Source organism: Methylorubrum aminovorans (assembly GCF_022179725.1).
Lineage (GTDB): Bacteria > Pseudomonadota > Alphaproteobacteria > Rhizobiales > Beijerinckiaceae > Methylobacterium > Methylobacterium aminovorans.
In genome coordinates this window covers 347,641-369,449 of sequence record NZ_BPRC01000001.1, presented here as the reverse complement: position 1 = coordinate 369,449, position 21,809 = coordinate 347,641, and the positions used below count along the sequence as shown (strand labels likewise).

Genomic DNA, 21,809 nt, shown 5'->3' with positions numbered 1-21,809 from the left:
TGTCGCCCCCGCTCTATTGTGCATTGCACATTGTGCGCCGCACAACGAGCGTGCAATGCCACACAGAGGAGACAGGCATGAGCAGCACCCCGAATTACGAGATCCCTACCGAGATGCGCGACTTCGCTGAGAAGAGCGTCGAGCAGGCCCGCAAGGCGTTCGACTCTTTCATCGGCGCCGCTCGCCGGACCGCCGACACGGTCCAGGGCTCGACCGACCTCGCCCGCAGCAACGCCACCAACATCTCGACCCGTGGCTTCGAGTACGCCGAGCAGAACGTCAACGCTGCGTTCGACCTCGCTCAGAAGCTCGTCCGCGCTCGTGACGTCCAAGAGGCGATGCAGCATCAGGCCGAGTTCGTCCGCGCGCAGTTCGCCGCGATCCAGGCGCAGGCCAAGGAGTTCGGCGGCCTCGCCCAGAGCGCGTTTCAGCAGAGCGCCGAGAACGCCAAGAGCGCGATGCAGCAGGGTGCCGCCGAGGCCCGTCAGGCCTACGAGCAGGGCGTCGAGACCGCTCGCGAGAACGCCAACGACGCGCAGAAGGCAACGTCGTAACGCGCCTGCCGGGCTTCTATCCGGCCCTTCCATACGATCGACGGCCCACTCCCGACGGAGTGGGCCGTTCCTGCATCGGGCCCCAGTTTCCTCGCGGCGCGACCCGTTTCGCCTCTTTTCCGCCGCCCAGGCGAAGCAAGGCTCCCCCTCTTGCCGGCTCCGAGTGGGCGGCCCACAGGAGGTTATGGACACGATGCGTTCCGTTCGCACCCTCGGCTTTGCGGCCTTGATCGCCCTCGCGGCCGGAAGCCTCGCGCCTGCACACGCGCAGTACTACGACGACGGCTACGATGCGCCGCCTCCGCGCGCCCGTGCGCATCGGGACTGGGGCGGCCCGCCGCGCCGGGCCATGGGCCTGAATTGCGATGCCGTCCAGTCCGGTATCACCGGCCTACAGCCTTTCTCCTGCCCCCTACCGGGACCGCGCCCGCTCGGCGCCCGCTGCTTCTGCGACATGCCGGTCTCCTTCATGAACGGCCCGCAGACGGCCGTCGGCCGGGTTGCGCCGTAGCCGCACCCCGCGCGTTCTTCGAAAAGGACCGGCGGCAGGGTATCGAGATGCAAGAAGGGCTGCGGCGGATGTCTCCGCCGCAGCCCTTTTCCCATGCCTCGGTCGATGAAGACGTCAGTTGACGACCACGGTCGCGCCGACCTTCACGCGGGAATAGAGATCGGTCACGTCCTCGTTGGTCATGCGGATGCAGCCCGAGGACACCGCCTGACCGATCGTATCCGGCTCGTTGGAGCCGTGGATGCGGTACTCGGAGCGGCCGATATACATCGCACGGGCGCCGAGCGGGTTCTCGATGCCGCCGGCCATGTAGCGCGGCAGGTCGGGGCGGCGCGCCAGCATGGCAGCCGGCGGCGTCCAGCTCGGCCACTCACGCTTGGCCGTGATCTTGTTCACGCCGCTCCACGTAAAGCCGGGGCGGCCGACGCCAACGCCGTAGCGGACCGCCTGTCCGCCCGGAAGCACGTAATAGAGACGCCGCTCCGCCGTCGAGACCACGATCGTGCCCGGCGCGTAGCGGGTGCTGTAGGCCACGATCTCGCGGGGGATGCGGGCGACCTGAGCCTGAGCGGCCTCGTCATCGCCATAGCTCTGCCCGTACCCGTAGCCCTGGGCGCTGGAACCGCGACGCGTCGCGTAGGGATCGTGGACCGGCCAGCCGCCCGGCGAAGCCTGCTCCTGGTAATAGTCGTCGCCGTCGGAACCGAACGGATCGTACGGAGCGGCGCTGGCGACGTTCGTCGCGAGTACACAGACGCCGACAACGCCGGCGAGAACAGATGCCAAGGTCTTCATCGCAGGAGCCTACCTGTGCAGTAATCTTTGCTGTTACAAGCGTGACTGTGCTTGCTCGGTTCCCTGCTGTTTACGGATTTTCCACGACTCAGCCGTGCGGAGGCTCACATGAGCTTGGCCGTTCGGCAGCGGTTACTCCCGAACGGGCTGTGCTCGGGGGCCGGTTGCGTCGATGCGGGTCCTTCTGTGAGAAAGACAGCGTCGCCGGTGTCGGCTCCAAAATCCGGCCCGCATTGTCCTGATTTGCCGCATTCCGAGCAGAGCGGATCGGGCAGCCGAGATCAGCCGATCAACCGCGCCGTCCCGCCGAGATCAGTCGGGCTGTCGCCGGCAACCGCATCGCTTAGAAACTTGTCGTTTCTCGATAAAATAAAGACCGAACCAAATCTATTCTTGTCGAGTTTGATCGACTCGGCCTTTTGTCCTAGCCTGATGACTTCGAAACTGAGAAGAGGTCGAAGGCATGGTGGGTTGGGTTCTCGGCAAGCTGAAATGGCTCACGATTCTCTGCGCCGTGGGCGGGCCGATCGTGGCCCTCGCCTGCTGGCAGGACGGCACCCGCCGACGGGACGTGATGGCGATGGGGGTTCAGGCTGAGGCGACGATCGAGAGTGCGACACGGATCAAGCGTCGTCGTAGCGGAACAAATTATAAGCTCGACCTCAGTTGGACCGACGCTAGCGGCCTGAAGAGAAGGGTCGAGGAGGTTTCGATCTCTCACGCGCTGGCCGACAAGCTCATCGTCGACAATCGCTTGGCGGCCGACACGCTCCCGATCAAGTACATGCCGGGTGAAGCCGGATCGCCGAAGGAGAGTGAGAACGTCGTCGTCTTGGACGATACGGCGTATCAGGAGCAGACCGACCGGGAACTCGTCTATGTCGGCACGGGTGCGGGCGCTCTGGGCCTGATCGGAGCAGCCTTGTTCTTCCTGCCCCGCCGCCGTCGGCATGAGGCGGTCGCGGCCTGAGATTGATCCGACGCAGGGCACTCCGTCCGGTTCGGCCCGGAGGCCCTGCCCGGGATCCATCCGGCACGAATGACTTGGGACAATCAGCTCACCGGAGGCCAAGGGTCGCGCGCGGCCCGCTCGGCCTCGACCAATACGTCGAGCGCGCGCCACGGCTTGGGAATGAAGACAGCCCCCTCCGGCAGCGAGACGCCGGGCTCCGGCTCGACGCCGGACGTCACGACCAGCCGGGTGCGCGGCCAGAGGGTCGCGATGGCGCGGGCGAGTTGAAGCCCGTCCATGGCGCCGGCGAGGCGGATATCGGCGAAGACCAGGGCCACCTCGCCCCCCCTCTCGCGCAAGATCCCCAAGGCATTCTCGGCGCTGTCGCAGCCGATCACCCGCATCTCGGTCTCTTCCAGCACGCTCTCTGCCAGTTCGCGGGTATCGCGCTCGTCCTCGACCACGACAGCGATGGGCGCGTCCGGACGTTCGGCTTTGCCGGACCGGGACCGTTCGGCAAGATCGACACGCCGAACCAGGGCTGCGAGATGATCGGGGAGACCCTCCGCGACGAGGTTGTCGTAGCAGGAGGCGAGGGCCTGCCCGATCTGGTCGAGTTTCATCCCCGGCAGAAGAGGATCATCCGAGAAGCCTCGATGCGATCGGTCTCGAAACGAGTCGTTCAAGGCGAAACGATCCTCTCTCGTGCGTCCGGGCGGCGGGTGAGCTCTCACGGAACGCGAAAGCCCGAGGCGCCGCACAGAACAACAAAGCGGGCAGGTGCCGCTCAGTTGCGTCGAAGGGAGATTTTCACCGACGCAGGCCCGCCGCGCGGCAGGCAGCCGCGGCCAACGCCTTTACTGAACCGCCTCGGCATCGGCGAGGGTGACGAGGCCGGCCACGCTGCGCACGTCGCGATAGCGATCGCCGCGGGTGCTCATCATGGCCTCGAACTTCTGATGCACCTGGGCAACCGAGAGGCTCGCGGGCTTGCGGTGACGGCCGCGTCCGGTGGTGCCGGCGAAGAAGATCGAGCGATTGGCGCGCGCCGGGCCCGGCAACAGGGCCGCGGCGGCGGCCGTCGGCTTGTCGACCACCTGTGAGAGGAAGTTCTCCGCGTCGTCGGGGCCGAGGAAGTGAGCGAGGTAGACTTCGCCAAGCGAGAGTTCGCGGCCGATCTTCAGGGCGATGCGGGCAGCATCGCGCTTGAGCATCTCGCCGGCCATCACGGCTGAAAGATAGGGATCGCGCCGCAGATCGAGGATTCGGCTGCGCTCGGATTGATCCTGAACCGACGGCCTGTCGTTGGCGTCCGGCACGATCAGGGCGGCGTCCTTCTCGTACCCGTATTTGGGTCCGAAATCGCGCATGACGCCGAGCCAAGTGCGCTCGATGAATTGGAACAGTCCGGTCGCCGACGAGGTCTTGGCCTGGACCGCAGTGATGAAGCTCGATTCCTTGTCGGCCACCGCCATGAGCAGAACCGGATCGGTCTGGACCGCCTGCGCCGCCTTGACGATCGTCTGCACGAGATGGCGGCGGATCTTCATCGGGCCGAATTCGAGAATGTCGTTCGGGTCGCCGCTCGAGGTCTGGGAGAGCAGGAAGTCGTAGGAGACGCGGTCGACCGTGTTGGCACCGAGTTCGGTGTCGAGGTCGCCGACGGGGTGGAAGCTCGCCGACGCGGCCAGCACCGACGGGACCGGGCTTTCCGGCGCCACCATCTGAAGGCGCGGCTTCGGCATCGACAGATCGGAGACCTTGGTCGACGCCTCGGCGCGACCGAGATCGGTGCCGGCATTGAGCAGAACCGCGCTCAATCCGCCGGCAAGCAGGGTCATGGAGAGGATGGAGCGGACCAGCGCCGTGCGGCTGCCGTGATCGCGTCCCGTCCGGGTATTGAGGGTGATGACGTCGGAGGACGGGATGGAGCGCCCGCTCTTGCGAGGCATCGAGGTAGTACGCGGCGATCCGATCGTACGGCCCTGCATCGTTGTCGTCGCTCACTCTTCGTGATGGCGCCAGCGGCGTATGGGCAACACTTCGCCGCCGGATGTGGCGCAAACACGGCCGAGGTTGTGGCATCCCCAGGGCAAGCCGGGGCAATTTGCGGGCAAGCTGAGCCGTTTGGCGGGTTATCCCCGGTGTTTTCCACGGGGACCACTTTCCGGGTCGTTGACCCTCCGTCAGACCGCTTCCGCTTGATCGCTTCGGGTCAGCCCCTCTCGGTCGGGCAGTCCGACGGAGATCACGCCTGAGAGAACCGGGCGTCGCGTTCGAAGGCTTCGGTCAGGCGCTTCGCGACGAGCCTGACAGCGGGAGCTTTGCGCGTGTCGCGGTGCTGCGCGAGCCAGATCTCGCGAGTCGGGAGCGGGCCGTCGAACGGCACGCGCACGAGTTCATCATCCGTGACCATGAATTCGGGAAGCAATGCGATCCCGAGGCCGGCAAGCGCTGCTTTCCGCTGCACCTCGATGTCGTCGATGCGAAGGGCCAGCCCTTCGCTGCCGGCCTGTTCGATCAGCCAACGTTGCTGTGCCAGTCCGTCGAAGCGTTGTGAGTAGCCGATGAACCGGCCGGCTTTGGCGCTGAAATCGTACCCCCTCGCGGCGCACAAGGCGAAGTGCATCGTTCCGAGGCGCCTGCGCGTGTGAGAGGTTTCCTCGGGCCGCGTCAGCCGGATCGCGAGGTCGGCCTCCAGACGGTCGAGGGAGGCGAGTGAGATCGCGCTCACGACGGACAGGACAATGCCTGGATGCTCCAGGCTGACCGGGGCGAGCGCTGTGACGATCTCGCCGGCGAGCCCCGGTGTGACGGCGATGACGACATCACCGGACAATCGCAGCGACCGTCCCTTTGCCTGTCGCAGCAGCGCGAGCGCATCCTCGGCCATGCGCGCGGTCAGGCGACCCAATTCCTGCCCGTCCGGGGTGAGGACGATTCCAGTCGCCATCCGGTTGAGCAATCGCAAACCCAGGCCCTGTTCGAGCCGAGCCAGGCGACGGCTCACCGTCGCATGACTGATCCCGAGCCGGCGCGCCGCTGCCAGCATCGAGCCTTCGGTGGCGGTGACGTGAAGGATACGAAGGTCATCCCAATCGATCGCGGACTCGGTCATGATGCTCAAATCTGCACAGCACTTGTTTGAAGTTGCGCATTTTTGTGATTCGAGCCAGCCGGTAAGGCTGTCGGCACAGAGAGAGTCCGATGCCGAAACTGCTCGTCGCCGCTGCCATCCTCGCCGCTTCCACCTCGCTCGCCATTCCGCGCACCCTGCTCGAGATCGCAGGCGTCGAGCCGCCCCCGCTCGTCCCGGAACGGGCTGCGCTCGTCATCATCGACGCGCAGCAGGAATACCGGTCCGGTGTGCTTCCGCTCACGGCCTTCGAGCCGGCGGTTGCGCACATCGTCAAGCTGCGGGAATGGGCGCGGGCCCGTAGCGTTCCCGTCATCCACGTGCAGCACGTGGCAAAGACCGGATCGGCTGCCTTCGCCGCCGGATCGCCCGGCGCCGACTTCGTCCCGGAACTGGCGCCTGCTCCGGGTGAGACCGTGATCGTGAAGCGGCTTCCCAACAGTTTTGCCGGGACCGACTTCGACGCCGTTCTGCGGCGGGAGGGGCGCACGTCCCTGATCCTGACGGGCTTCATGACCCATATGTGCGTGGAGGCCACGGCACGCGCCGCGCTGGATCATGCCTATACGAGCTTCGTCGTCGCCGACGCGACGGCGACGCGCGATCTGAAGATGCCCGGAGGCGGAACGCTTGACGCCGACGAGGTCAAGCGGAATGCCCTCGCTGCCATGGCGGATCGGTTCGGATGGATCATCGCCAGCGAGCGGCTTATCGGCCGTTAGCCGCTCGCTCACCAAACGGTGCTCGCGTGTCAGCTCACAATCGCCGCAGCGCCACGCTCTCGATGCGGTGGCTCGGTCCCTTGGCCAGGATCAGGCTCGCCCGCTGGCGGGTCGGCAGGATGTTGTCGCGCAGGTTCGGCAAGTTGATCGTCGTCCAGAGGCGATCGGCGATCTCCAGGGCCTCGCTCTCGGCCACTTCGGCGTATTTGCGGAAGTAGGAGAGCGGGTCGCGGAACGCGGTCTGGCGCAGCCGAAGGAAGCGGTTGACGTACCAGCGGTGCAGGTCGTCCTCGTGCCCGTCGAGATAGATCGAGAAGTCGAAGAAATCGGAGACGAAGGGGATGGCCGTGCCGTCCCGCGGCAGGCGGGCCGGCTGGAGGACGTTCAGGCCCTCGACGATCAGGATGTCGGGTGATTCGATCACCTGCTCCTCGCCGGGCACCACGTCGTAGACGAGGTGGGAATAGACCGGAGCCGACACCCGCCTGTGGCCGGCCTTGATGTCGGCGAGGAAGCGCAGCAGGGCCGCGCTGTCGTAGCTCTCGGGAAATCCTTTTCGCTCCATCGCGCCCATGCGCTGCAATTCGGCGTTGGGGTGGAGGAAGCCGTCGGTCGTGATGAGATCGACCTTCGGGGTATTGGGCCAGCGGGCGAGCAGGGCCTTCAGCACCCGTGCCGTGGTCGATTTTCCGACCGCCACCGAGCCGGCAAGGCCGATGATGTACGGCACCTTGGCTTCATGCTCGGCGAGCAGGAAGCGCTGCGTCGCCTTGAACAGACCTTGGGTCGCCGCGACGTAGAGCGAGAGCAGGCGCGAGAGGGGCAGGTAGATCGCGACGACCTCCTCGATGGAGATCGGGTCGTTGAGCGATTGCAGCCGGCCGATATCCTCGGCGGTCAGTGTCAGCGGGGTGTCGGCGCGCAGTTGCGCCCATTCCTCGCGGGCGAAGATCCGATAGGGCGAGAGGCGTCCCGGACCCTGACCGGTCACCGGATTCTGGCGCTCTTCCGGTTCGATCCCGGCCGACGGGATCGGGGCGCCAATCATGTATGCCTCCGCGCCGCCTTCTCGGCGAGCCCGCTCTGGGCCGTGCGCCGTCCAAGCTCCGTCATGACCTCATCGAGCGGCACGCCGGTCGCCTTCAGCGTCACGACGAGGTGGTAGAGCACGTCCGCCGCCTCGGCGACGATCGCCTTGCGATCGCCCTGCACGGCGGCAATGGCGGCCTCGACCGCCTCCTCGCCGAGCTTCTTGGCGGCCTTGGCCGGCCCCTCCGAGAGAAGCTTGGCCGTGTAGGAACTTTCGGGAGGCGCGCCGGCCCGGCTATCCACGAGGGCGGCGAGGTCTTCGAGACTGAACTTCGTCATAATACGCGCAAGCGGAACCCGTACCATGCGGCATCGCATGATCGGATACCGGCTCTGCGGACCCTGCGCAGGGCAAGCGCCCCGGTCAAGGGGCGCGCGCATCGGCGCAGCGGATACCCGTTACGGATCGAGACGCATCGCAAGACCCGCGGCGGCCATGTGGCGCTTGGCCTCGCCAACGGTGGCTTCCCCGAAATGAAAGATCGAAGCGGCCAGCACAGCGCTGGCGCCCCCGTCACGGACGCCGGCCACGAGGTCGTCGAGCCCGCCGACACCGCCCGAGGCGATCACCGGCACTTTGACCGCGTCGGCGATGGCGCGGGTGAGCGCGAGATCGTAGCCGGAGCGGGTACCGTCCTTGTCCATGGAGGTGACGAGGAGCTCGCCCGCCCCCCGCTCGGACACCCTGCGGGCAAAATCGACGGCGTCGATGCCGGTGGGGTTTCGCCCGCCATGGGTGAAGATCTCCCAGCGCGCGGCCTCACCGGGCGCGGAGACGCGCTTGGCGTCGATCGCCACAACGATGCACTGGTCGCCGAACTTCTCCGCCGCCTCAGCGACGAAGTCGGGATTCTTCACGGCGGCCGTGTTGATGCCGACCTTATCGGCGCCTGCGAGCAGGAGTGTGCGGACGTCGGAGACCGTACGCACCCCGCCCCCGACGGTGAGCGGCATGAAGCAGGCCTCCGCCGTGCGGCTCACTACGTCGAGCAGCGTGCCGCGGTCCTCGTGGCTCGCGGTGATGTCGAGAAAGCACAGCTCATCGGCTCCGGCGGCGTCATAGGCCTTGGCCGACTCCACAGGATCGCCGGCATCGCGCAGTTCGAGGAACTGCACGCCCTTCACGACGCGCCCGTCCTTCACGTCGAGGCAGGGGATGATGCGGGTCTTGAGCACGCTCAGTAGCCTTCAGGCTGACGGGGCCGGCGGTCGAAGTGCCGCGATCACGCGGCGCTTCCCTTGTCGCTTACCGCGGCGCGGGCGATGGCGGCCAGCGCCTCTTTCGGATCGATGCGCCCGTCGTAGAGCGCGCGGCCGGTGATGGCGCCGGCGAGCACGGCGCAATCGGGCTCCAGCAGCCGCTCGACATCGGCCATCGAGGCGAGGCCTCCCGAGGCGATCACGGGAATGCTCACAGCCGAGGCGAGCGCCAGCGTCATCTCGATGTTGAGGCCCTTCAGGATGCCGTCGCGAGCGATGTCAGTGTAGATGATGGCGGCCACGCCCGCATCCTCGAAGCGCCGTCCGAGTTCCTCCGCCGTCATGCTGGAGGTCTGTGCCCAGCCCTCGACCGCGACGCGCCCGTCCTTGGCATCGATGCCGACGGCGATGCGCCCCGGATGGCGGCGGGCCGCCTCGCGCACAAAGGCGGGGTCGCGCACCGCTGCGGTGCCGATGATGACGCGTCGCACGCCCTTCTCAAGCCAGCCTTCGAGGGTGCGCATCTCGCGCACGCCGCCGCCGAGCTGGACCGGCAGTTTCACGCGGGCCAGGATCGCATCCACGGCGGCCGCGTTGCGCGGCGCGCCGGCGAAGGCGCCATCGAGATCAACAACGTGAAGCCAGGAGAAGCCCTGCATCTCGAAGGCTTCGGCCTGGGCCGCGGGATCGTCGTTGAAGACCTTGGCCTGGGCCATGTCGCCCTGAACGAGGCGGACGCAGCGCCCTTCCTTGAGGTCGATGGCCGGATACAGGATCACGCGTGGACTCGCCGGGTCGGTGTGTCGGAAAGCGGGCGCCCTCAGGGGCGCCAGCGCAGGAAGTTGCCGAGGAGCGCGAGGCCGAGGCGCTGGCTCTTCTCGGGGTGGAACTGGGTGCCGGCGATGTTGTCGCGCGCGACCATCGCCGTGACCGGACCGCCATACTCGGCGTGGGCGACCACGTCCGCCGGCTCGGCGGCTTTCAGCGCGAAGCTGTGGACGAAATAAGCGTGGAGCCCCCCTTCTCCGATCGCGATGTCGCGCAGGAGCGCGTGCTCGCGGTCGAGATGCAGGGTGTTCCAGCCCATATGCGGGATCTTGAGGGCCGGATCGGCCGGCTCGATCGGAGCGACGTCGCCGGGAATCCAGTCGAGGCCCGCAGTCTCCTCGTATTCGAGGCCGCGGCTCGCCATGAGCTGCATCCCCACACAGATGCCGAGGAACGGCTTCCCCTGAATCTTGACGGCCTCCCTCATGGCTTCGACCATGCCGGGGACCGCGTCGAGGCCGCGGCGGCAATCGGCGTAGGCGCCGACGCCGGGCAGCACGACGCGGTCGGAGCCGGCCACGGCCTCCGGCACGTCCGTGACGACGATGCGGGTGCCGTCGAGCCCGGCCTCGCGGGCCGCGCGCTCGAAGGCCTTGGCCGCCGAATGGAGGTTGCCCGAACCGTAATCGATGATCGCGACGGTCTGTTCGCTCACCGTCCACCCTCGCTCGCGGGAAACAGACCGATCACCGCGTCGTCGCCGCGGCGATGGGTCGGGCGGGTCGCGGCACTCGTCGCGTCTCCTGGGATCAAGACACCGGGCACCGTATCGGCATCGAGCCAGCGGGCGGCGGCCTTCAACTCGGCCTCCTCGTGCGAGCTCGCGATCACCGCATCCCGAGCGGGTTTTCCACGGCGACCGTAGGTCCAGCGGCGCAGGCTCGACGCCTCAAGGCCGATCAGCAGGCTCGCCAGCACGGTGATGACCAGTGCCGCGGAGGGTGAGAGGGCGAGCGCACGGCCCGCAAAGGCGACGGCGACGAGCCCCACCAGCACGAGCAGCGCCGCGAGCCAGAGGCGATGACGCACGAACCACAGGACCGTGAAGGCGAAGGCGCCCCACGCGAAGCCGTCGCGCACGAGATGCGCCTGCTCCAATGCGCGGGGATCCCCGCGAACCGAGCCTTCGGGAAGGTGCAGCGTGTAGGTCCGCATTCTCGCTCCTCCCCCGATCACCGTCAGAGCGATCCCTTGGTGGAGGGAATGCGGCCCTCCTCCCGTGGGTCGATGGCGACCGCCTTGCGCAAGGTCCGGGCCAGCCCCTTGAAGACGCTCTCGGCGATGTGGTGCGCATTGTCGCCGTAGAGCGTCTCGACATGCAGCGTGATGCCGGCATTCATCGCGAAGGCCTGGAAGAACTCCCGCACCAACTCGGTGTCGAACTGGCCGATCTTCTCGACGCGGAAGCTCGTGCGGAAGACCAGGAACGGCCGGCCGGAGATGTCGATGGCGATACGGCTCAGGGTCTCGTCCATCGGCAGGTGGATGTCGGCGTAGCGGGCGATGCCGCGCTTGTCGCCGAGCGCCTTCGCGATCGCTTGGCCCAATGCGATGCCGGTATCCTCGGTGGTGTGGTGCTGATCGACGTGCAGGTCGCCCTCGACCTTGATCGTCACGTCGAACAGGCCGTGCCGGGCGAACAGCTCCAGCATATGGTCGAGGAAGCCGACGCCGGTCGAGATCTCGGCCTTGCCGGTGCCGTCGAGATCGATCGAGACGGAAACGTCGGTCTCCGCCGTGCGGCGGCTGATGCTGGCTGTACGCATCGCGTGCTGGATGTCTGGTCCTGGAACGATCGGCGGGCCTCGAAGGCCGGCCGGGCCTGCCTTGTAGTGTGGAAACACCCGCCGGGGGAAGGGTTTTGGCGCTGGGCCCCATCATGAACCGCAGCATGACGTCATTCGCGGGTCATGCGGCGAGGACAGCTTGGCCCGCTTCGCCGGCCGAGAGGAGCCGCCATGCTGTCCCGACGTTCCGTTCTCGCCGCCAGTGCTGCGCTCGTTGCCGGCAAGGTGGGTGCCGCCGAGAACCGGCTGCGCTTCGGCGTCATCGCCGACCCGCAATATGCCGAGGCGCCGCCGCATCCGACTCTCGGCCGCTACTACGCCAACAGCCTCGACAAGATGCGCGCCGCCGTCGCCGCCTTGAACGGCGAAGACCTGCGTTTCGTGGTGACGCTGGGCGACGTCATCGATCGGGACGTGGCCAGCTATGAGCGGATCCTCCCGATCTACCGGACGCTTCGCCATCAGACGCGGTTCGTGCTCGGCAACCATGATTTCGACGTGGCGCCCGAACATCGCGGACGGGTGCCGCGCCTGCTCGGGATGGAGGGCCCGTATTACGATTTCGCGGTCACCGGTACCCGCTTCATCGTGCTCGACGGCAACGACGTCTCGCTGTTCGCCCCACCACCGGACGACCCGCGCCGGACCTTGGCGGCCGAGCGTCTGGAGCGGGCCAAGGCGGAAGGCCTCGTCAACGCCAAGCCCTGGAACGGCTCACTCGGCGATGCGCAGTTCGCATGGCTTGAGAGGAGTCTTCAGACGGCGCGGGCGGCCGGCGAGCGGGTCGTCGTGCTGAGCCACTACCCGGTCGCGCCCGGCAACCCGCACAATCTCTGGGATGCGGGACGGATCACCACCCTCCTCGCGCGGCAGCCGCACGTGATCGCCTACTTCAGCGGCCATAATCATGCGGGCAACTATGCCGAGCGCGACGGAATCCACTACGTCACCTTTCACGGCATGGTAGACACGCCCGCCAGCTCGGCTTTCGCCATCGTCGAGATTGCGAACAACCGGCTGGAGATTCAGGGCTTCGGTCGTGAGCCGAGCCGTTCACTGACCCTCAAACCCGCCTGAGGACGCCCGTGCTCCGGCGGATCGGAGCCACATTCATGCGTGTCCTCGCCGCCGCCTGTCTCCTGTCGATGACGGTCTCGCCCGCGCTCGCGGCCTTTCCCTGCGACGAGCTGTGGGGCGAGCGCAACGCGATCTACAAGGATGCGGGCTACTGCTTCCGCACCGAGCGGGCGATCCGCGCCTTCGGCAATGCCGGCTGCAAGTACGACGAGTTGGCCGACGTGCCCCTCTCCGCCCGCCAGCGCGCCGACATCGCCGACATCCAGCGCCAAGAGCGCGCCGCCGGCTGCGCCCGGTAGGACTTCCCAAGCTCCGCGTCCGTCATCGCGAGGAAGCTGTCCCAGGAAAGCGACGGGCAGGTCAGACGCCCGCCCTGATACCCTGCGGGCCGGATCGCTTCGGCTGACACCGCGCTCCGACGGTTCAGCCGTTCAGCACCCGTCCGGCCACCGCGTCGAGCTTGGCCAGCAGTTCCGGGTCGCGCTGGGCGGGCGCCGTCATGATCGCGCCGTCCAGCGCCCGGTGCGAGCCCGCGGGACACGCCTCGCGCTCGGCCGGAAAGTCGCGGGCGACGCGGGCGACGAGCTGCGCCGCCTTGCCCGCGTTGGCGCGGGCCACCGCAACCACCGAGGCCACGTCGACGCTGTCGTGGCTCGGATGCCAGCAATCGTAGTCCGTCACCATGGCGATGGTGGCGTAGGTGATCTCGGCCTCACGGGCGAGCTTGGCCTCGGGCATGTTGGTCATGCCGATCACGTCGAAATTCGAAGCCTTGTAGTGCTTCGACTCGGCCAGCGTCGAGAATTGCGGCCCTTCCATGCAGACATAGGTGCCGCCCCGATGCACCGAGATTCCCTCGGCTTCCGCCGCGGCGGCGATGCGCTTCTGCAGCACCGGACCGACCGGTTGGGCGAAGGAGACGTGGGCAACGCAGCCATTGCCGAAGAAGGAGGTCGCGCGGCCGAACGTGCGGTCCACGAACTGATCGACCAGCACGAACAGGCCCGGATGCAGTTCGTTGCGGAACGAGCCGCAGGCGGAGAGCGAGACGATGTCGGTGACGCCCGCGCGCTTCATCACGTCGATGTTGGCGCGGTAGTTGATGCCGGTCGGCGAGAAACGGTGGCCGCGCCCGTGGCGGGCCAGGAACACCACCTTGGTCTCGCCGATGCGGCCGATGCGCAGCGCGTCGGAAGGTTCGCCCCAGGGCGAGGTGATGGTCTCCTCGCGGACATCCTCCAGGCCGGGCAAGTCGTAGACACCCGAACCGCCGATCACGCCGAGAACCGCTGCCGTCATGCAAGAATCCTTGTGTGGTGTTGCCGAAACCCTTGCGGTCCGCGCCACGCGCTTTCTCGCGGGACCGGGCATAAGGATCGGCGATGACGTTTTGAATGCGCGCGGATCGGCTCGTCCGGCGATGGAACCCCCTTAGCGCAGGCGTCCCCCGACACGCAAACGGGCCCACGTGGGGCCCGTTCGTCCGTCCGATCGCTGAACCGGTCAGTAGGTCTTGTGCAGCTCGGGCTGGAGGCCGTGCACCTCGCCGCCGACCTTCTTCCAGATCTGCTTCTTCACGTAATAGAGCAGGCCGGCCAGCACGATGAGGAACAGGATCACGCGAAGACCCAGCGCCTTGCGGGCCATCATGTGCGGCTCGGCCGCCCAGGCCATGAAGGCCGACACGTCGCGCGAGTACTGCTGGACCGTCTCGGGCACGACCGGCTCGCCCTTGTCGTTCTTCGGATAGGTGATCTGCCCGTCGCTCAGCGGGTTCGGCATCGCGATCACGTGGCCGGGATAGTATTTGTTGTAGTAGCCGCTGTCCGGCATCGTGAAGCCCTTCGGGGCCTCCTCGTAACCGGTCAGCAGCGCGTGGATGTAGTCGACGCCCTGCTCGGAATAGCCGGTGACGGGCAGCGCATCGAATACGAAGAGCGGGAAGCCGCGCTCGTAGGTGCGGGCCTTGGCGAGCACCGAGAAATCCGGCGGCGCCTTGCCGCCATTGGCGGCGGCTGCCGCCTTGTCGTTGGGGAAGGGCGACGGGAAGCGGTCGGCCGGCCGCGCCGGACGCTCCTTCTCGGCGCCGGAATCGTCGAGTTCCTTGACGCTGTAGGTCGCGGCCAGTGCTTTGACCTGCCCTTCGGTGAAGCCCGGACCACCCGGCTCCGCGAGGTTGCGGAAGGCGACGAGGCGCATCGAGTGGCAGTTGGCGCAGACTTCCTTGTAGACTTGGAAGCCGCGCTGAAGCTGCGCCTGGTCGAAGCTGCCGAACATGCCGGCGAAGGACCACTTCTCCCGCGGCGGGTTGGGGGCGTGTCCGTCCTCGGCAAGCGCCGAGCCGGCACCGAGGGAGGCCGCGAGAAGGGCCGCGGCGGCGAGGCGTGCGATGCGCATCGGTGTTCTCTCCCTCTGGCCCTAGGCGCGCTTGGCCGGTTCGGCCGCCGCGCCTGCGGGCATGCCGGACCCGCTCACCTGCTTGCCCGGACCAGTCACGGTCTCCAGGATCGAACCCGGCAGGCGGTCAGGCGTCTCGAACAGGCCGACCAGCGGCATGACGAGGAGGAAGTGGGCGAAGTAGTAGATGGTGCAGATCCGCGAGGCGAGGACGTAGCCGCCCTCCGGGGGCTTCGCGCCGAGCCAGCCGAGCAGGATGGCGTTGATCAGGAACACCCAGAAGAACACCCGGTAGACCGGACGGTAATTGCAGGAGCGGACCCGCGACGTGTCGAGCCAGGGCGCGAAGGCCAGGATCAGCACCGCGCCGAACATCAGGATGACGCCGCCGAGCTTGTCCGGGACCGCGCGCAGGATCGCGTAGAAGGGCAGGAAGTACCATTCCGGCACGATGTGCGCGGGGGTCACCGACGGGTTGGCCGGGACGTAGTTGTCGGCGTGGCCGAGATAGTTCGGCTGGTAGAAGATGAACCACGCGAACAGGATCATGAACACCACCACCGCGAACACGTCCTTGACGGTGGCGTAGGGGGTGAAGGGCACGGCGTCCTTGCTCGACTTGATCGGGATGCCGGCCGGGTTGTTCTGACCCGTCACGTGCAGCGCCCAGACGTGCAGGACGACAACGCCGGCAATCATCCACGGCAACAGGAAGTGCAGCGAGAAGAAGCGGTTGATGGTCGGGTTGCCGACCGAGTAGCCGCCCCAGAGCAGGCTCTGGATCGTGTCGCCGACGACCGGAATCGCCGCCAGGATGTTGGTGATGACGGTGGCGCCCCAGAAGCTCATCTGGCCCCACGGCAGGGTGTAGCCGAGGAAGGCGGTGGCCATCATCAAGAGGTAGATGATGACGCCGAGCAGGTAGAGCACCTCGCGCGGAGCCTTGTAGGACCCGTAATAGAGGTTGCGGAAGATGTGAACGTAGACCGCCACGAAGAACATCGACGCGCCGTTGGCGTGCGCGTAGCGCAGGAGCCAGCCGTAATTCACGTCACGCATGATGTGCTCGACGCTCTCGAATGCGTTGCTCGCATTCGGATCGTAGTGCATCGCCAGCCACACGCCGGTGATGATCTGGATGCCGAGGAACGCGATCAGGATCGCGCCGAAGGTCCAGAAGTAGTTGAGGTTACGCGGAACCGGGAAGGCGACGAAGGACGAGTGCACCAGCCCGACCAGCGGCAGCCGTGACTCGAACCACTTCGCGAGGCGGCTCTTGGGTACGTAGGTCGAGGTCGCGTGTGCGCTGCTCATCGGTTTGCCCGCTCCGGCTTCTCGTGTCCTGTTGTCAGGCGACCGCCTTGCCGCCTTCTTCGCCGATCTTGATCTTGGTATCGGTCTCGAAGGCGTAGGGCGGAATCGGGAGGTTGGTCGGCGCCGGGCCGCGGCGTACGCGCCCGACGGCGTCGAACTGCGAGCCGTGGCACGGGCAGGACCAGCCCTCGTAATTGCCGGAATTGCCGATCGGCACGCAGCCGAGATGAGTGCAGTTGCCGTAGGCCACGAGCCAACGGTCATGCCCTGACTTGACTCGGGTGTTGAAAGCGGCCGGATCGATCATCTCGGAGAGGGGCACGGCCTTCATGTCCGTGACTTCCTTCTCCGTGAGCTTGCGCACGAAGATCAGCTTGCCGCGCCAGAACACGTTGACGATCTGGCCGTCCTGGATCGGGCTGAGGTCGACGTCGAGCGGCGCACCGGCCGCGACGGTGGCGGCGTCGGGTGCCATCGAGGCCACGAAGGGCCACGCCACCGCGCCGGCCCCGACGGCCAACCCCGCGCCGGTGGCGAGGAAGAGGAAATCTCGCTTGGTGCCCTGAGGCCCTTCGTCCGCCAAGGTGCAGCCCTCCCGTCAGCCGTCGCGCCGAGCCTCTCGTGGCGCCCCGGGCTTTCCCGGCTGCGCGCGCCTTGGAGGCTTTCAAATTCGAAACCCGGCGCAAGGGGTGACACCATCGCGCCGCGGCAATCAATGCGACCGTGGGTCACCGGATTACCGTTTTATTTCCTGCGCGGCTCTCTGACATGCCAGATGCGAACCTGTCCAGACTGCCGCGCTTGATGCGGCGTGTGGCAGCACGACGATCCCCGGTGATCGTTACCGCAGAGCATCATCTCCGAAACGCAGGGTGCGGAAGGGCCGCACATAGCGGCCGACCGCTCCGCTTGAGGAACCCGAGGCTCGAAATCTCGCTGCAGGCGGTCGTGTCGTCACGCATGCCACCGCCGCGCTTGCACCGCCGAAGAGCAGGAGCGTAAACGACGCGTCTTGAGGAGTTTTTCGATGACCGACCGCCAGCCCGGCTTCAACACCCTCGCGATCCATGCCGGCGCGACCCCCGACCCGGCCACGGGCGCGCGGGCGACGCCGATCTACCAGACGACGAGCTTCGTCTTCGACGACGTGGACCACGCCGCCTCGCTGTTCGGGCTCCAGGCCTTCGGCAACATCTACACCCGCATCACAAACCCGACGAACGCGGTGCTGGAGGAGCGCATCGCGGCGCTGGAAGGCGGCACCGCGGCACTCGCCGTCGCTTCGGGCCATGCCGCCGAGTTCCTGACGCTCCACGCGCTGATGCAGCCGGGCGACGAGTTCATCGCGGCCAACAAGCTCTACGGCGGCTCGATCAACCAGTTCAATCACTCCTACAAGAACTTCGGCTGGCAGGTGGTCTGGGCCGACACCGACGACCCGGACTCGTTCGAGCGCGCCATCACCCCGCGCACCAAGGCGATCTTCTGCGAGTCGATCGCCAATCCCGGCGGCGTGATCACCGACATCGCCGCCCTCTCGGTCATCGCCAAGCGCCACAACATCCCGCTCATCGTCGACAACACGATGGCGACGCCGTACCTGATCAAGCCGTTCGAGCACGGCGCCGACATCGTCGTGCACTCGGCCACCAAGTTCCTGGGTGGCCATGGCAATTCGATCGGCGGCCTGATCGTCGACGGCGGCACGTTCCAGTGGCAGGGCGACGAACGCTACCCGATGCTGTCGCAGCCGCGGCCGGAATATGCCGGCATGGTGCTGGCCGAGACCTTCGGCAATTTCGGCTTTGCGATCGCCGTCCGTGTCCTCAGCTTGCGTGACCTCGGGCCGGCGCTCTCGCCGTTCAACGCCTTCCTGATCCTCAACGGCATCGAGACCCTGCCGCTGCGGATGCAGCGCCACTCCGACAATGCCCTGAAGGTGGCGAGCTTCCTCGCCGGCCATGAACTGGTCGAGTGGGTCAGCTATCCGGGTCTTGAGAGCGACCGCTACCATGCGTTAGCCCAGCGCTACACGCCCAAGGGCGCGGGCGCCGTGTTCACCTTCGGCCTCAAGGGCGGCTACGAGGCCGGCGTGAAGCTGGTGTCGAATCTCCAGCTCTTCAGCCACCTCGCCAATATCGGCGACACCCGCTCGCTGGTGATCCACCCCGCCTCGACCACGCACCGCCAGCTCACCGACGAGCAGAAGCGGGCGGCAGGAGCCGGCCCCGAAGTCGTGCGTCTCTCGATCGGGATCGAGGATCCGCAGGATCTCATCGACGACCTCGACGCCGCCCTGCGGGCGTGAGGCTCACGCCCTGCGGGACAGTGTCAGCGCGTCCCGCAGATCCCGCACGTCGGTGAGGAGCCGCCCCTCCCGGCGCATCCGCGCGAGCAGCGCCCGGTCGGGAAAGCCGCAATAGGGCAGCACCGGAACGCTGCGGCCCGCCGGAATCGCCCCTTCGGCGGCGATTTCGCCGAGCACGCGATCCACCAGGATGCGGCCGTGCTCGTGCAGACGCACCGAGGCGCGGGTGGCCGTCGTGTCGTCCGGCAGCGCGACTGCCTCCTGCGCGAGGATCGCACCGGCATCGATCGCGGGGGCGAGGCGGTGGACGGTGACGCCGAACGCCCCCTTCCCGTCGGCCAGAGCGTGAATCGTCGGCACCGGGCCGCGGTGAAGCGGCAGCAGGCTCGGATGCAGGTTGATTCCGCCGAGCCGCACCCGCTCCAGTGTTGCCGCCGAGAAAATCTGGTCGAAGTGGAAGGCGACGATCACGTCGGGCGCATGCGCCGCGAAGGCTTGTGCGACCGCTTCGCCGTTCACGTCGTCGATCCGCAGCACCGGAATCCCGAGCCGGCGGCAGAGGGCGGCAAGCGGGGTGGCCTCGGGCGTCCCGACCGTACCGGCGAGGCGCTGAGTGAACGGTGCCAGCGGGCGCAGCAAATCGGGGAACCCGAAATTGACGCCGAGATAGGGGAGGAAGCCGGGGCCGGACCGGGCGAGATGGCGCCGAACTTGACCGATGAGCCCGCCGGTCGCCGGCCGCTCGGCATTCGAGAGCCCGACGAAGGCAATCTCTTCCGCATGATCCGCCACGAAGCGGCGCACGGCGCGGGCGTTCGGCAGTGCCTCCAGCGCGAACAGGGCGATCCGGGGCGCACCCATCAGCGCCGATGCCGGTTGCGGAAGCGGAACCCGTGCAGACCGGCGCTGCGCACCCATTCCGGCACCAGCAGCGCACCGCGGGCGAGCGCGGCCAGGATCGCGGGGAAGGCGATCACGTCCCGGTCGCTCTCCAATCCGCGGGCGATGCGGGCGGCGGCCTCGTCCGCACTGATTTCGAGCGGGCGCCATCCCTTGATGACACCGCCCATCGGCGTCTTCACGTAGCCCGGAGTCACCACGCTGAGGCGCACGCCGAGCGGCTTCAGCTTCTGGCGCAGGGCGAGGCCATGGGCGAGGAGCGCCGCCTTGGCGCCGCTATAGGCCGGCGCGTCGGGCAACGGCGCATAGGCCGCGAGCGAGGAGATCAGTGCGATCTGTCCCCGGCCGCGCCCGCTCATCAAGGTCACGCAGGGAAGCATGACGTTGAGCGCGCCGGTGAAGTTGGTGTCGGCAGTCTCGAAGGCCGTCGCCTCGGCCTCCAGGGCGCCGGACGGGTGCCCGCCGTTCACCGCGGCGTTGACGATGACGAGATCGATCGGCGTCTGCGCGTCGGTCTCGCGGATCCAGGCGCCGATGGCCTCGCGCTCACGCACGTCGATCAGCTGGGTCCGGGTCTCGGCTCCCAGCGCCCGACAACCCTGTGCCACGGCTTCCAGCCGCTCCCGGTCGCGCCCCGTGAGCACGAGGCTCGCTCCCCTCGCCGCGTAGAAGCGCGCCAGGGCCGCGCCGATGCCGCTGGAGGCGCCGGTGATGAGGATGACGGACAAGTCGGCGTGTTCTTTCCGCAAGGGGCCGGGTCGCAGTCGAAGGATTCCGGACCCGCGTCAGTGACTGGCGGTCAATAGGCGGGCGAGAGGCTTTCCTCGCGGTCGGCCTGCTCCAACGAATCGCGGGCGGCGGCCAGCGAGGCGGGCGGCAGCGCCGCCTCAAGACGCGGAACGACACCGGCCACCGCCCGCTCGATCGCCGAGCGGGAGAAGTAGCCGCCGTTGATCTGGGTCCGGTGCATGACGACGCGGAGGAAATCCTGCATCAGGTCCGCCTCGGGCGCCTGCGGTTTGTGCCAGAAGGTGTCGATGTCGCCCTGATGGGTCAGGCCCGGCAGGTTGTAGACGGCCGAGCCGAAGGCCAGAGTCGGTCGTCCGCGCTCGAGGGCGAGCATCCCGACCGTGGAGTTCACGAGCACGACGCCGCGGCTGCCATCGATGAGCTTGGGCAGATCGCCGCCGTCGATGAAGTCGAGCCGGTCGTTGCAGCCGTGGCGCTTGGCTGATTGGCGGGCACGCTTGCGCCAGTTCATGATCCCGCTGTCGAGCGGGTGCAGCTTCACCAAGAGCCGTGTCGGCGCCTGCGAATGCTTGGCGAAGGAGGCGATCACCCGATCCATGAAGCCCTCGACGCCGAGGAACGGCGAGTGGACGCGGATCTGGTAATCGCTGTCGAGTTGCAGCGGCAGCAGGAAATAGTCGGCGTTGATCGCGTGGTAGATCTCGTTGACCCGCGCCGCCTCGCGGCGGGTGCGGCGTCGGCGCACAAACTTCCGGATCCAGCCGGCATACTCGGCAGCGATGTGATTCGGCCGATGGGTGCGGAACCCCGGATAGAGGTAGGGAAAGCCGATATTGGCGATGTTGAAGCTGATATCCCACAGGCTGCGGCGGGCCATGTCCCCGGTGAGCGGCATGGCCCGGCCGGGCTGCGGCAGCCTGCGGGCGAGTTCCCGGATCTCTTCCGCCCGCTTGGGCAGGGTCGAGTTGCCGTTCACGCCGCCGGCCTCGCAGGTGATCCAGTAAGGCCGGACGTAGCCCTCCTCGAACACGTGGATGCGCACGCCCATCGGCTTGGCGACCAGCACCGCGGCCTGATGATAGGGGCGGCAATCGCCGAACAGCACGATGTCGGTGATGGTGTGCGTGCGGATGTAGGCTTCGAGATAAGCCTCCCAGCCCTCGCGCCTGCCGCGATAGTGGTCCGCCGGATGGGGCCAGAATAACCAGTCGCCGGCCGAGAAGTTGATGCGGCGGACCCCGTGGCCGCGCTCGCGCAGGGCCGTGCCAAGCACCGAGAAGAACGGAGAAGCGATCCCCTGCAGGAACAGGAACGTGGCGCCGTGGTGGCCTATGGTATTGGCACGAGGCTGCGACATTCCCAGGCGCTCAATTCCTAGTCGTGAAGCGATCGGTGTTGCATTGGCCGGCTGAGCACCTCTCACGACAACCGCGCGCACGACAATCACGGCTCGGGGCAGTCGGGAGAATTTGCGGTCTCCGTTGCCGAT

At 67.3% G+C, this 21,809-nt stretch carries 25 protein-coding genes; 7 read left to right on the top strand and 18 right to left on the bottom strand.

Annotated features, from left to right (window positions below):
• Positions 1–77 precede the first annotated feature (77 nt).
• On the top strand, positions 78–554 hold the full coding sequence (locus MFF24_RS01520; RefSeq protein WP_108940469.1) for a phasin: 477 nt from the start codon (positions 78–80) through the stop codon (positions 552–554).
• A 193-nt stretch (positions 555–747) separates the two neighbouring features.
• On the top strand, positions 748–1,065 hold the full coding sequence (locus tag MFF24_RS01515; RefSeq protein ID WP_238221841.1) for a hypothetical protein: 318 nt from the start codon (positions 748–750) through the stop codon (positions 1,063–1,065).
• A 114-nt stretch (positions 1,066–1,179) separates the two neighbouring features.
• Here the strand turns inward: MFF24_RS01515 and MFF24_RS01510 are convergent, their stop codons facing one another.
• Complete coding sequence (locus MFF24_RS01510) at positions 1,180–1,860, bottom strand: L,D-transpeptidase (protein WP_108940468.1); 681 nt, start codon at positions 1,858–1,860, stop codon at positions 1,180–1,182.
• Positions 1,861–2,323: 463 nt separating this feature from the next.
• Between MFF24_RS01510 and MFF24_RS01505 the strand changes: the two genes are divergently transcribed.
• Positions 2,324–2,830 (top strand): hypothetical protein, encoded by a 507-nt coding sequence (locus MFF24_RS01505; protein WP_238221839.1) that lies wholly within the window; start codon positions 2,324–2,326, stop codon positions 2,828–2,830.
• A gap of 83 nt (positions 2,831–2,913) precedes the next feature.
• Here MFF24_RS01505 and MFF24_RS01500 read toward each other — a convergent pair whose 3' ends face one another.
• The 3 genes from MFF24_RS01500 to MFF24_RS01490 form a co-directional block, all read right to left on the bottom strand.
• Complete coding sequence (locus tag MFF24_RS01500) at positions 2,914–3,435, bottom strand: response regulator (RefSeq protein ID WP_238221837.1); 522 nt, start codon at positions 3,433–3,435, stop codon at positions 2,914–2,916.
• Positions 3,436–3,669: 234 nt separating this feature from the next.
• Entirely contained in the window at positions 3,670–4,803 is a 1,134-nt protein-coding gene (locus MFF24_RS01495) for a transglycosylase SLT domain-containing protein (protein WP_238221836.1), read from the bottom strand.
• A gap of 257 nt (positions 4,804–5,060) precedes the next feature.
• The gene (locus MFF24_RS01490) at positions 5,061–5,930 is read right to left on the bottom strand and encodes a LysR family transcriptional regulator (protein ID WP_238221835.1); all 870 of its coding nucleotides are present in this window, start codon (positions 5,928–5,930) and stop codon (positions 5,061–5,063) included.
• Positions 5,931–6,019: 89 nt separating this feature from the next.
• Here MFF24_RS01490 and MFF24_RS01485 point away from each other — a divergent pair, with 89 nt between their 5' ends.
• Entirely contained in the window at positions 6,020–6,670 is a 651-nt protein-coding gene (locus tag MFF24_RS01485) for a cysteine hydrolase family protein (RefSeq protein WP_238221834.1), read from the top strand.
• A 34-nt stretch (positions 6,671–6,704) separates the two neighbouring features.
• On the opposite strand, the gene coaA is transcribed toward MFF24_RS01485, so the two are convergent.
• The 7 genes from coaA to hisB form a co-directional block, all read right to left on the bottom strand.
• Positions 6,705–7,718, bottom strand: coding sequence for a type I pantothenate kinase (gene coaA, locus MFF24_RS01480; RefSeq protein WP_133088653.1), 1,014 nt, complete (start codon positions 7,716–7,718; stop codon positions 6,705–6,707).
• On the bottom strand, positions 7,715–8,038 hold the full coding sequence (locus MFF24_RS01475) for a phosphoribosyl-ATP diphosphatase (RefSeq protein ID WP_108940462.1): 324 nt from the start codon (positions 8,036–8,038) through the stop codon (positions 7,715–7,717). Before MFF24_RS01475 ends, coaA begins: the two co-directional genes overlap by 4 nt.
• A 120-nt stretch (positions 8,039–8,158) precedes the next feature.
• A complete protein-coding gene (gene hisF / locus MFF24_RS01470; protein ID WP_108940461.1) occupies positions 8,159–8,935 on the bottom strand; it encodes an imidazole glycerol phosphate synthase subunit HisF in 777 nt (258 codons plus the stop codon).
• A 47-nt stretch (positions 8,936–8,982) separates the two neighbouring features.
• Entirely contained in the window at positions 8,983–9,738 is a 756-nt protein-coding gene (gene hisA, locus MFF24_RS01465; RefSeq protein ID WP_238221833.1) for a 1-(5-phosphoribosyl)-5-[(5-phosphoribosylamino)methylideneamino]imidazole-4-carboxamide isomerase, read from the bottom strand.
• Between the two features lie 41 nt (positions 9,739–9,779).
• Positions 9,780–10,442, bottom strand: a complete 663-nt coding sequence (gene hisH / locus MFF24_RS01460) for an imidazole glycerol phosphate synthase subunit HisH (protein ID WP_238221832.1) — start codon at positions 10,440–10,442, stop codon at positions 9,780–9,782.
• Positions 10,439–10,942 carry a DUF2628 domain-containing protein gene (locus MFF24_RS01455; protein ID WP_238221831.1) on the bottom strand — a complete coding sequence of 168 codons (504 nt, stop codon included), beginning with the start codon at positions 10,940–10,942 and terminating at the stop codon, positions 10,439–10,441. Before MFF24_RS01455 ends, hisH begins: the two co-directional genes overlap by 4 nt.
• A gap of 23 nt (positions 10,943–10,965) precedes the next feature.
• Complete coding sequence (gene hisB, locus MFF24_RS01450) at positions 10,966–11,553, bottom strand: imidazoleglycerol-phosphate dehydratase HisB (RefSeq protein ID WP_238221829.1); 588 nt, start codon at positions 11,551–11,553, stop codon at positions 10,966–10,968.
• A 192-nt stretch (positions 11,554–11,745) separates the two neighbouring features.
• Between hisB and MFF24_RS01445 the strand changes: the two genes are divergently transcribed.
• Positions 11,746–12,651: a metallophosphoesterase gene (locus tag MFF24_RS01445; RefSeq protein ID WP_238221827.1), complete on the top strand. Its 906-nt coding sequence runs from the start codon at positions 11,746–11,748 to the stop codon at positions 12,649–12,651.
• Between the two features lie 35 nt (positions 12,652–12,686).
• Positions 12,687–12,950 carry a YARHG domain-containing protein gene (locus tag MFF24_RS01440; protein ID WP_108940455.1) on the top strand — a complete coding sequence of 88 codons (264 nt, stop codon included), beginning with the start codon at positions 12,687–12,689 and terminating at the stop codon, positions 12,948–12,950.
• A gap of 124 nt (positions 12,951–13,074) precedes the next feature.
• Here MFF24_RS01440 and MFF24_RS01435 read toward each other — a convergent pair whose 3' ends face one another.
• From MFF24_RS01435 to petA, 4 genes are all read right to left on the bottom strand, one after another.
• Positions 13,075–13,950, bottom strand: coding sequence for an S-methyl-5'-thioadenosine phosphorylase (locus tag MFF24_RS01435; protein WP_133088659.1), 876 nt, complete (start codon positions 13,948–13,950; stop codon positions 13,075–13,077).
• 204 nt (positions 13,951–14,154) lie between these two features.
• Positions 14,155–15,048, bottom strand: coding sequence for a cytochrome c1 (locus MFF24_RS01430; protein ID WP_166273404.1), 894 nt, complete (start codon positions 15,046–15,048; stop codon positions 14,155–14,157).
• A gap of 21 nt (positions 15,049–15,069) precedes the next feature.
• Positions 15,070–16,362: a cytochrome b gene (locus MFF24_RS01425; protein ID WP_108940452.1), complete on the bottom strand. Its 1,293-nt coding sequence runs from the start codon at positions 16,360–16,362 to the stop codon at positions 15,070–15,072.
• 34 nt (positions 16,363–16,396) lie between these two features.
• Positions 16,397–16,945: a ubiquinol-cytochrome c reductase iron-sulfur subunit gene (gene petA, locus MFF24_RS01420; RefSeq protein WP_238221825.1), complete on the bottom strand. Its 549-nt coding sequence runs from the start codon at positions 16,943–16,945 to the stop codon at positions 16,397–16,399.
• A gap of 444 nt (positions 16,946–17,389) precedes the next feature.
• Between petA and MFF24_RS01415 the strand changes: the two genes are divergently transcribed.
• Positions 17,390–18,670, top strand: coding sequence for an O-acetylhomoserine aminocarboxypropyltransferase (locus MFF24_RS01415; protein ID WP_108940450.1), 1,281 nt, complete (start codon positions 17,390–17,392; stop codon positions 18,668–18,670).
• Between the two features lie 3 nt (positions 18,671–18,673).
• On the opposite strand, the gene MFF24_RS01410 is transcribed toward MFF24_RS01415, so the two are convergent.
• From MFF24_RS01410 to MFF24_RS01400, 3 genes are all read right to left on the bottom strand, one after another.
• On the bottom strand, positions 18,674–19,531 hold the full coding sequence (locus MFF24_RS01410) for a formyltransferase family protein (RefSeq protein WP_238221823.1): 858 nt from the start codon (positions 19,529–19,531) through the stop codon (positions 18,674–18,676).
• On the bottom strand, positions 19,531–20,298 hold the full coding sequence (locus MFF24_RS01405) for an SDR family NAD(P)-dependent oxidoreductase (protein WP_238221821.1): 768 nt from the start codon (positions 20,296–20,298) through the stop codon (positions 19,531–19,533). Before MFF24_RS01405 ends, MFF24_RS01410 begins: the two co-directional genes overlap by 1 nt.
• A gap of 71 nt (positions 20,299–20,369) precedes the next feature.
• Entirely contained in the window at positions 20,370–21,677 is a 1,308-nt protein-coding gene (locus tag MFF24_RS01400) for a capsule polysaccharide biogenesis protein (RefSeq protein WP_238221819.1), read from the bottom strand.
• Positions 21,678–21,809: the final 132 nt, after the last annotated feature.

What these genes read in the sequence shown, in the direction of transcription:
- coaA (WP_133088653.1), bottom strand. Translation starts at nt 7,718, where the DNA reads ATGATTGGCGCCCCGATCCCGTCGGCCGGGATCGAACCGGAAGAGCGC.
- MFF24_RS01505 (WP_238221839.1), top strand. Translation starts at nt 2,324, where the DNA reads ATGGTGGGTTGGGTTCTCGGCAAGCTGAAATGGCTCACGATTCTCTGC.
- MFF24_RS01410 (WP_238221823.1), bottom strand. Translation starts at nt 19,531, where the DNA reads ATGGGTGCGCCCCGGATCGCCCTGTTCGCGCTGGAGGCACTGCCGAAC.
- MFF24_RS01455 (WP_238221831.1), bottom strand. Translation starts at nt 10,942, where the DNA reads ATGCGGACCTACACGCTGCACCTTCCCGAAGGCTCGGTTCGCGGGGAT.
- MFF24_RS01415 (WP_108940450.1), top strand. Translation starts at nt 17,390, where the DNA reads ATGACCGACCGCCAGCCCGGCTTCAACACCCTCGCGATCCATGCCGGC.
- MFF24_RS01485 (WP_238221834.1), top strand. Translation starts at nt 6,020, where the DNA reads ATGCCGAAACTGCTCGTCGCCGCTGCCATCCTCGCCGCTTCCACCTCG.
- MFF24_RS01490 (WP_238221835.1), bottom strand. Translation starts at nt 5,930, where the DNA reads ATGACCGAGTCCGCGATCGATTGGGATGACCTTCGTATCCTTCACGTC.
- MFF24_RS01425 (WP_108940452.1), bottom strand. Translation starts at nt 16,362, where the DNA reads ATGAGCAGCGCACACGCGACCTCGACCTACGTACCCAAGAGCCGCCTC.
- MFF24_RS01515 (WP_238221841.1), top strand. Translation starts at nt 748, where the DNA reads ATGCGTTCCGTTCGCACCCTCGGCTTTGCGGCCTTGATCGCCCTCGCG.
- MFF24_RS01435 (WP_133088659.1), bottom strand. Translation starts at nt 13,950, where the DNA reads ATGACGGCAGCGGTTCTCGGCGTGATCGGCGGTTCGGGTGTCTACGAC.
- MFF24_RS01500 (WP_238221837.1), bottom strand. Translation starts at nt 3,435, where the DNA reads ATGAAACTCGACCAGATCGGGCAGGCCCTCGCCTCCTGCTACGACAAC.
- MFF24_RS01400 (WP_238221819.1), bottom strand. Translation starts at nt 21,677, where the DNA reads ATGTCGCAGCCTCGTGCCAATACCATAGGCCACCACGGCGCCACGTTC.
- MFF24_RS01495 (WP_238221836.1), bottom strand. Translation starts at nt 4,803, where the DNA reads ATGCAGGGCCGTACGATCGGATCGCCGCGTACTACCTCGATGCCTCGC.
- MFF24_RS01445 (WP_238221827.1), top strand. Translation starts at nt 11,746, where the DNA reads ATGCTGTCCCGACGTTCCGTTCTCGCCGCCAGTGCTGCGCTCGTTGCC.
- MFF24_RS01520 (WP_108940469.1), top strand. Translation starts at nt 78, where the DNA reads ATGAGCAGCACCCCGAATTACGAGATCCCTACCGAGATGCGCGACTTC.
- hisB (WP_238221829.1), bottom strand. Translation starts at nt 11,553, where the DNA reads ATGCGTACAGCCAGCATCAGCCGCCGCACGGCGGAGACCGACGTTTCC.
- MFF24_RS01510 (WP_108940468.1), bottom strand. Translation starts at nt 1,860, where the DNA reads ATGAAGACCTTGGCATCTGTTCTCGCCGGCGTTGTCGGCGTCTGTGTA.
- MFF24_RS01440 (WP_108940455.1), top strand. Translation starts at nt 12,687, where the DNA reads ATGCGTGTCCTCGCCGCCGCCTGTCTCCTGTCGATGACGGTCTCGCCC.
- MFF24_RS01475 (WP_108940462.1), bottom strand. Translation starts at nt 8,038, where the DNA reads ATGACGAAGTTCAGTCTCGAAGACCTCGCCGCCCTCGTGGATAGCCGG.
- MFF24_RS01430 (WP_166273404.1), bottom strand. Translation starts at nt 15,048, where the DNA reads ATGCGCATCGCACGCCTCGCCGCCGCGGCCCTTCTCGCGGCCTCCCTC.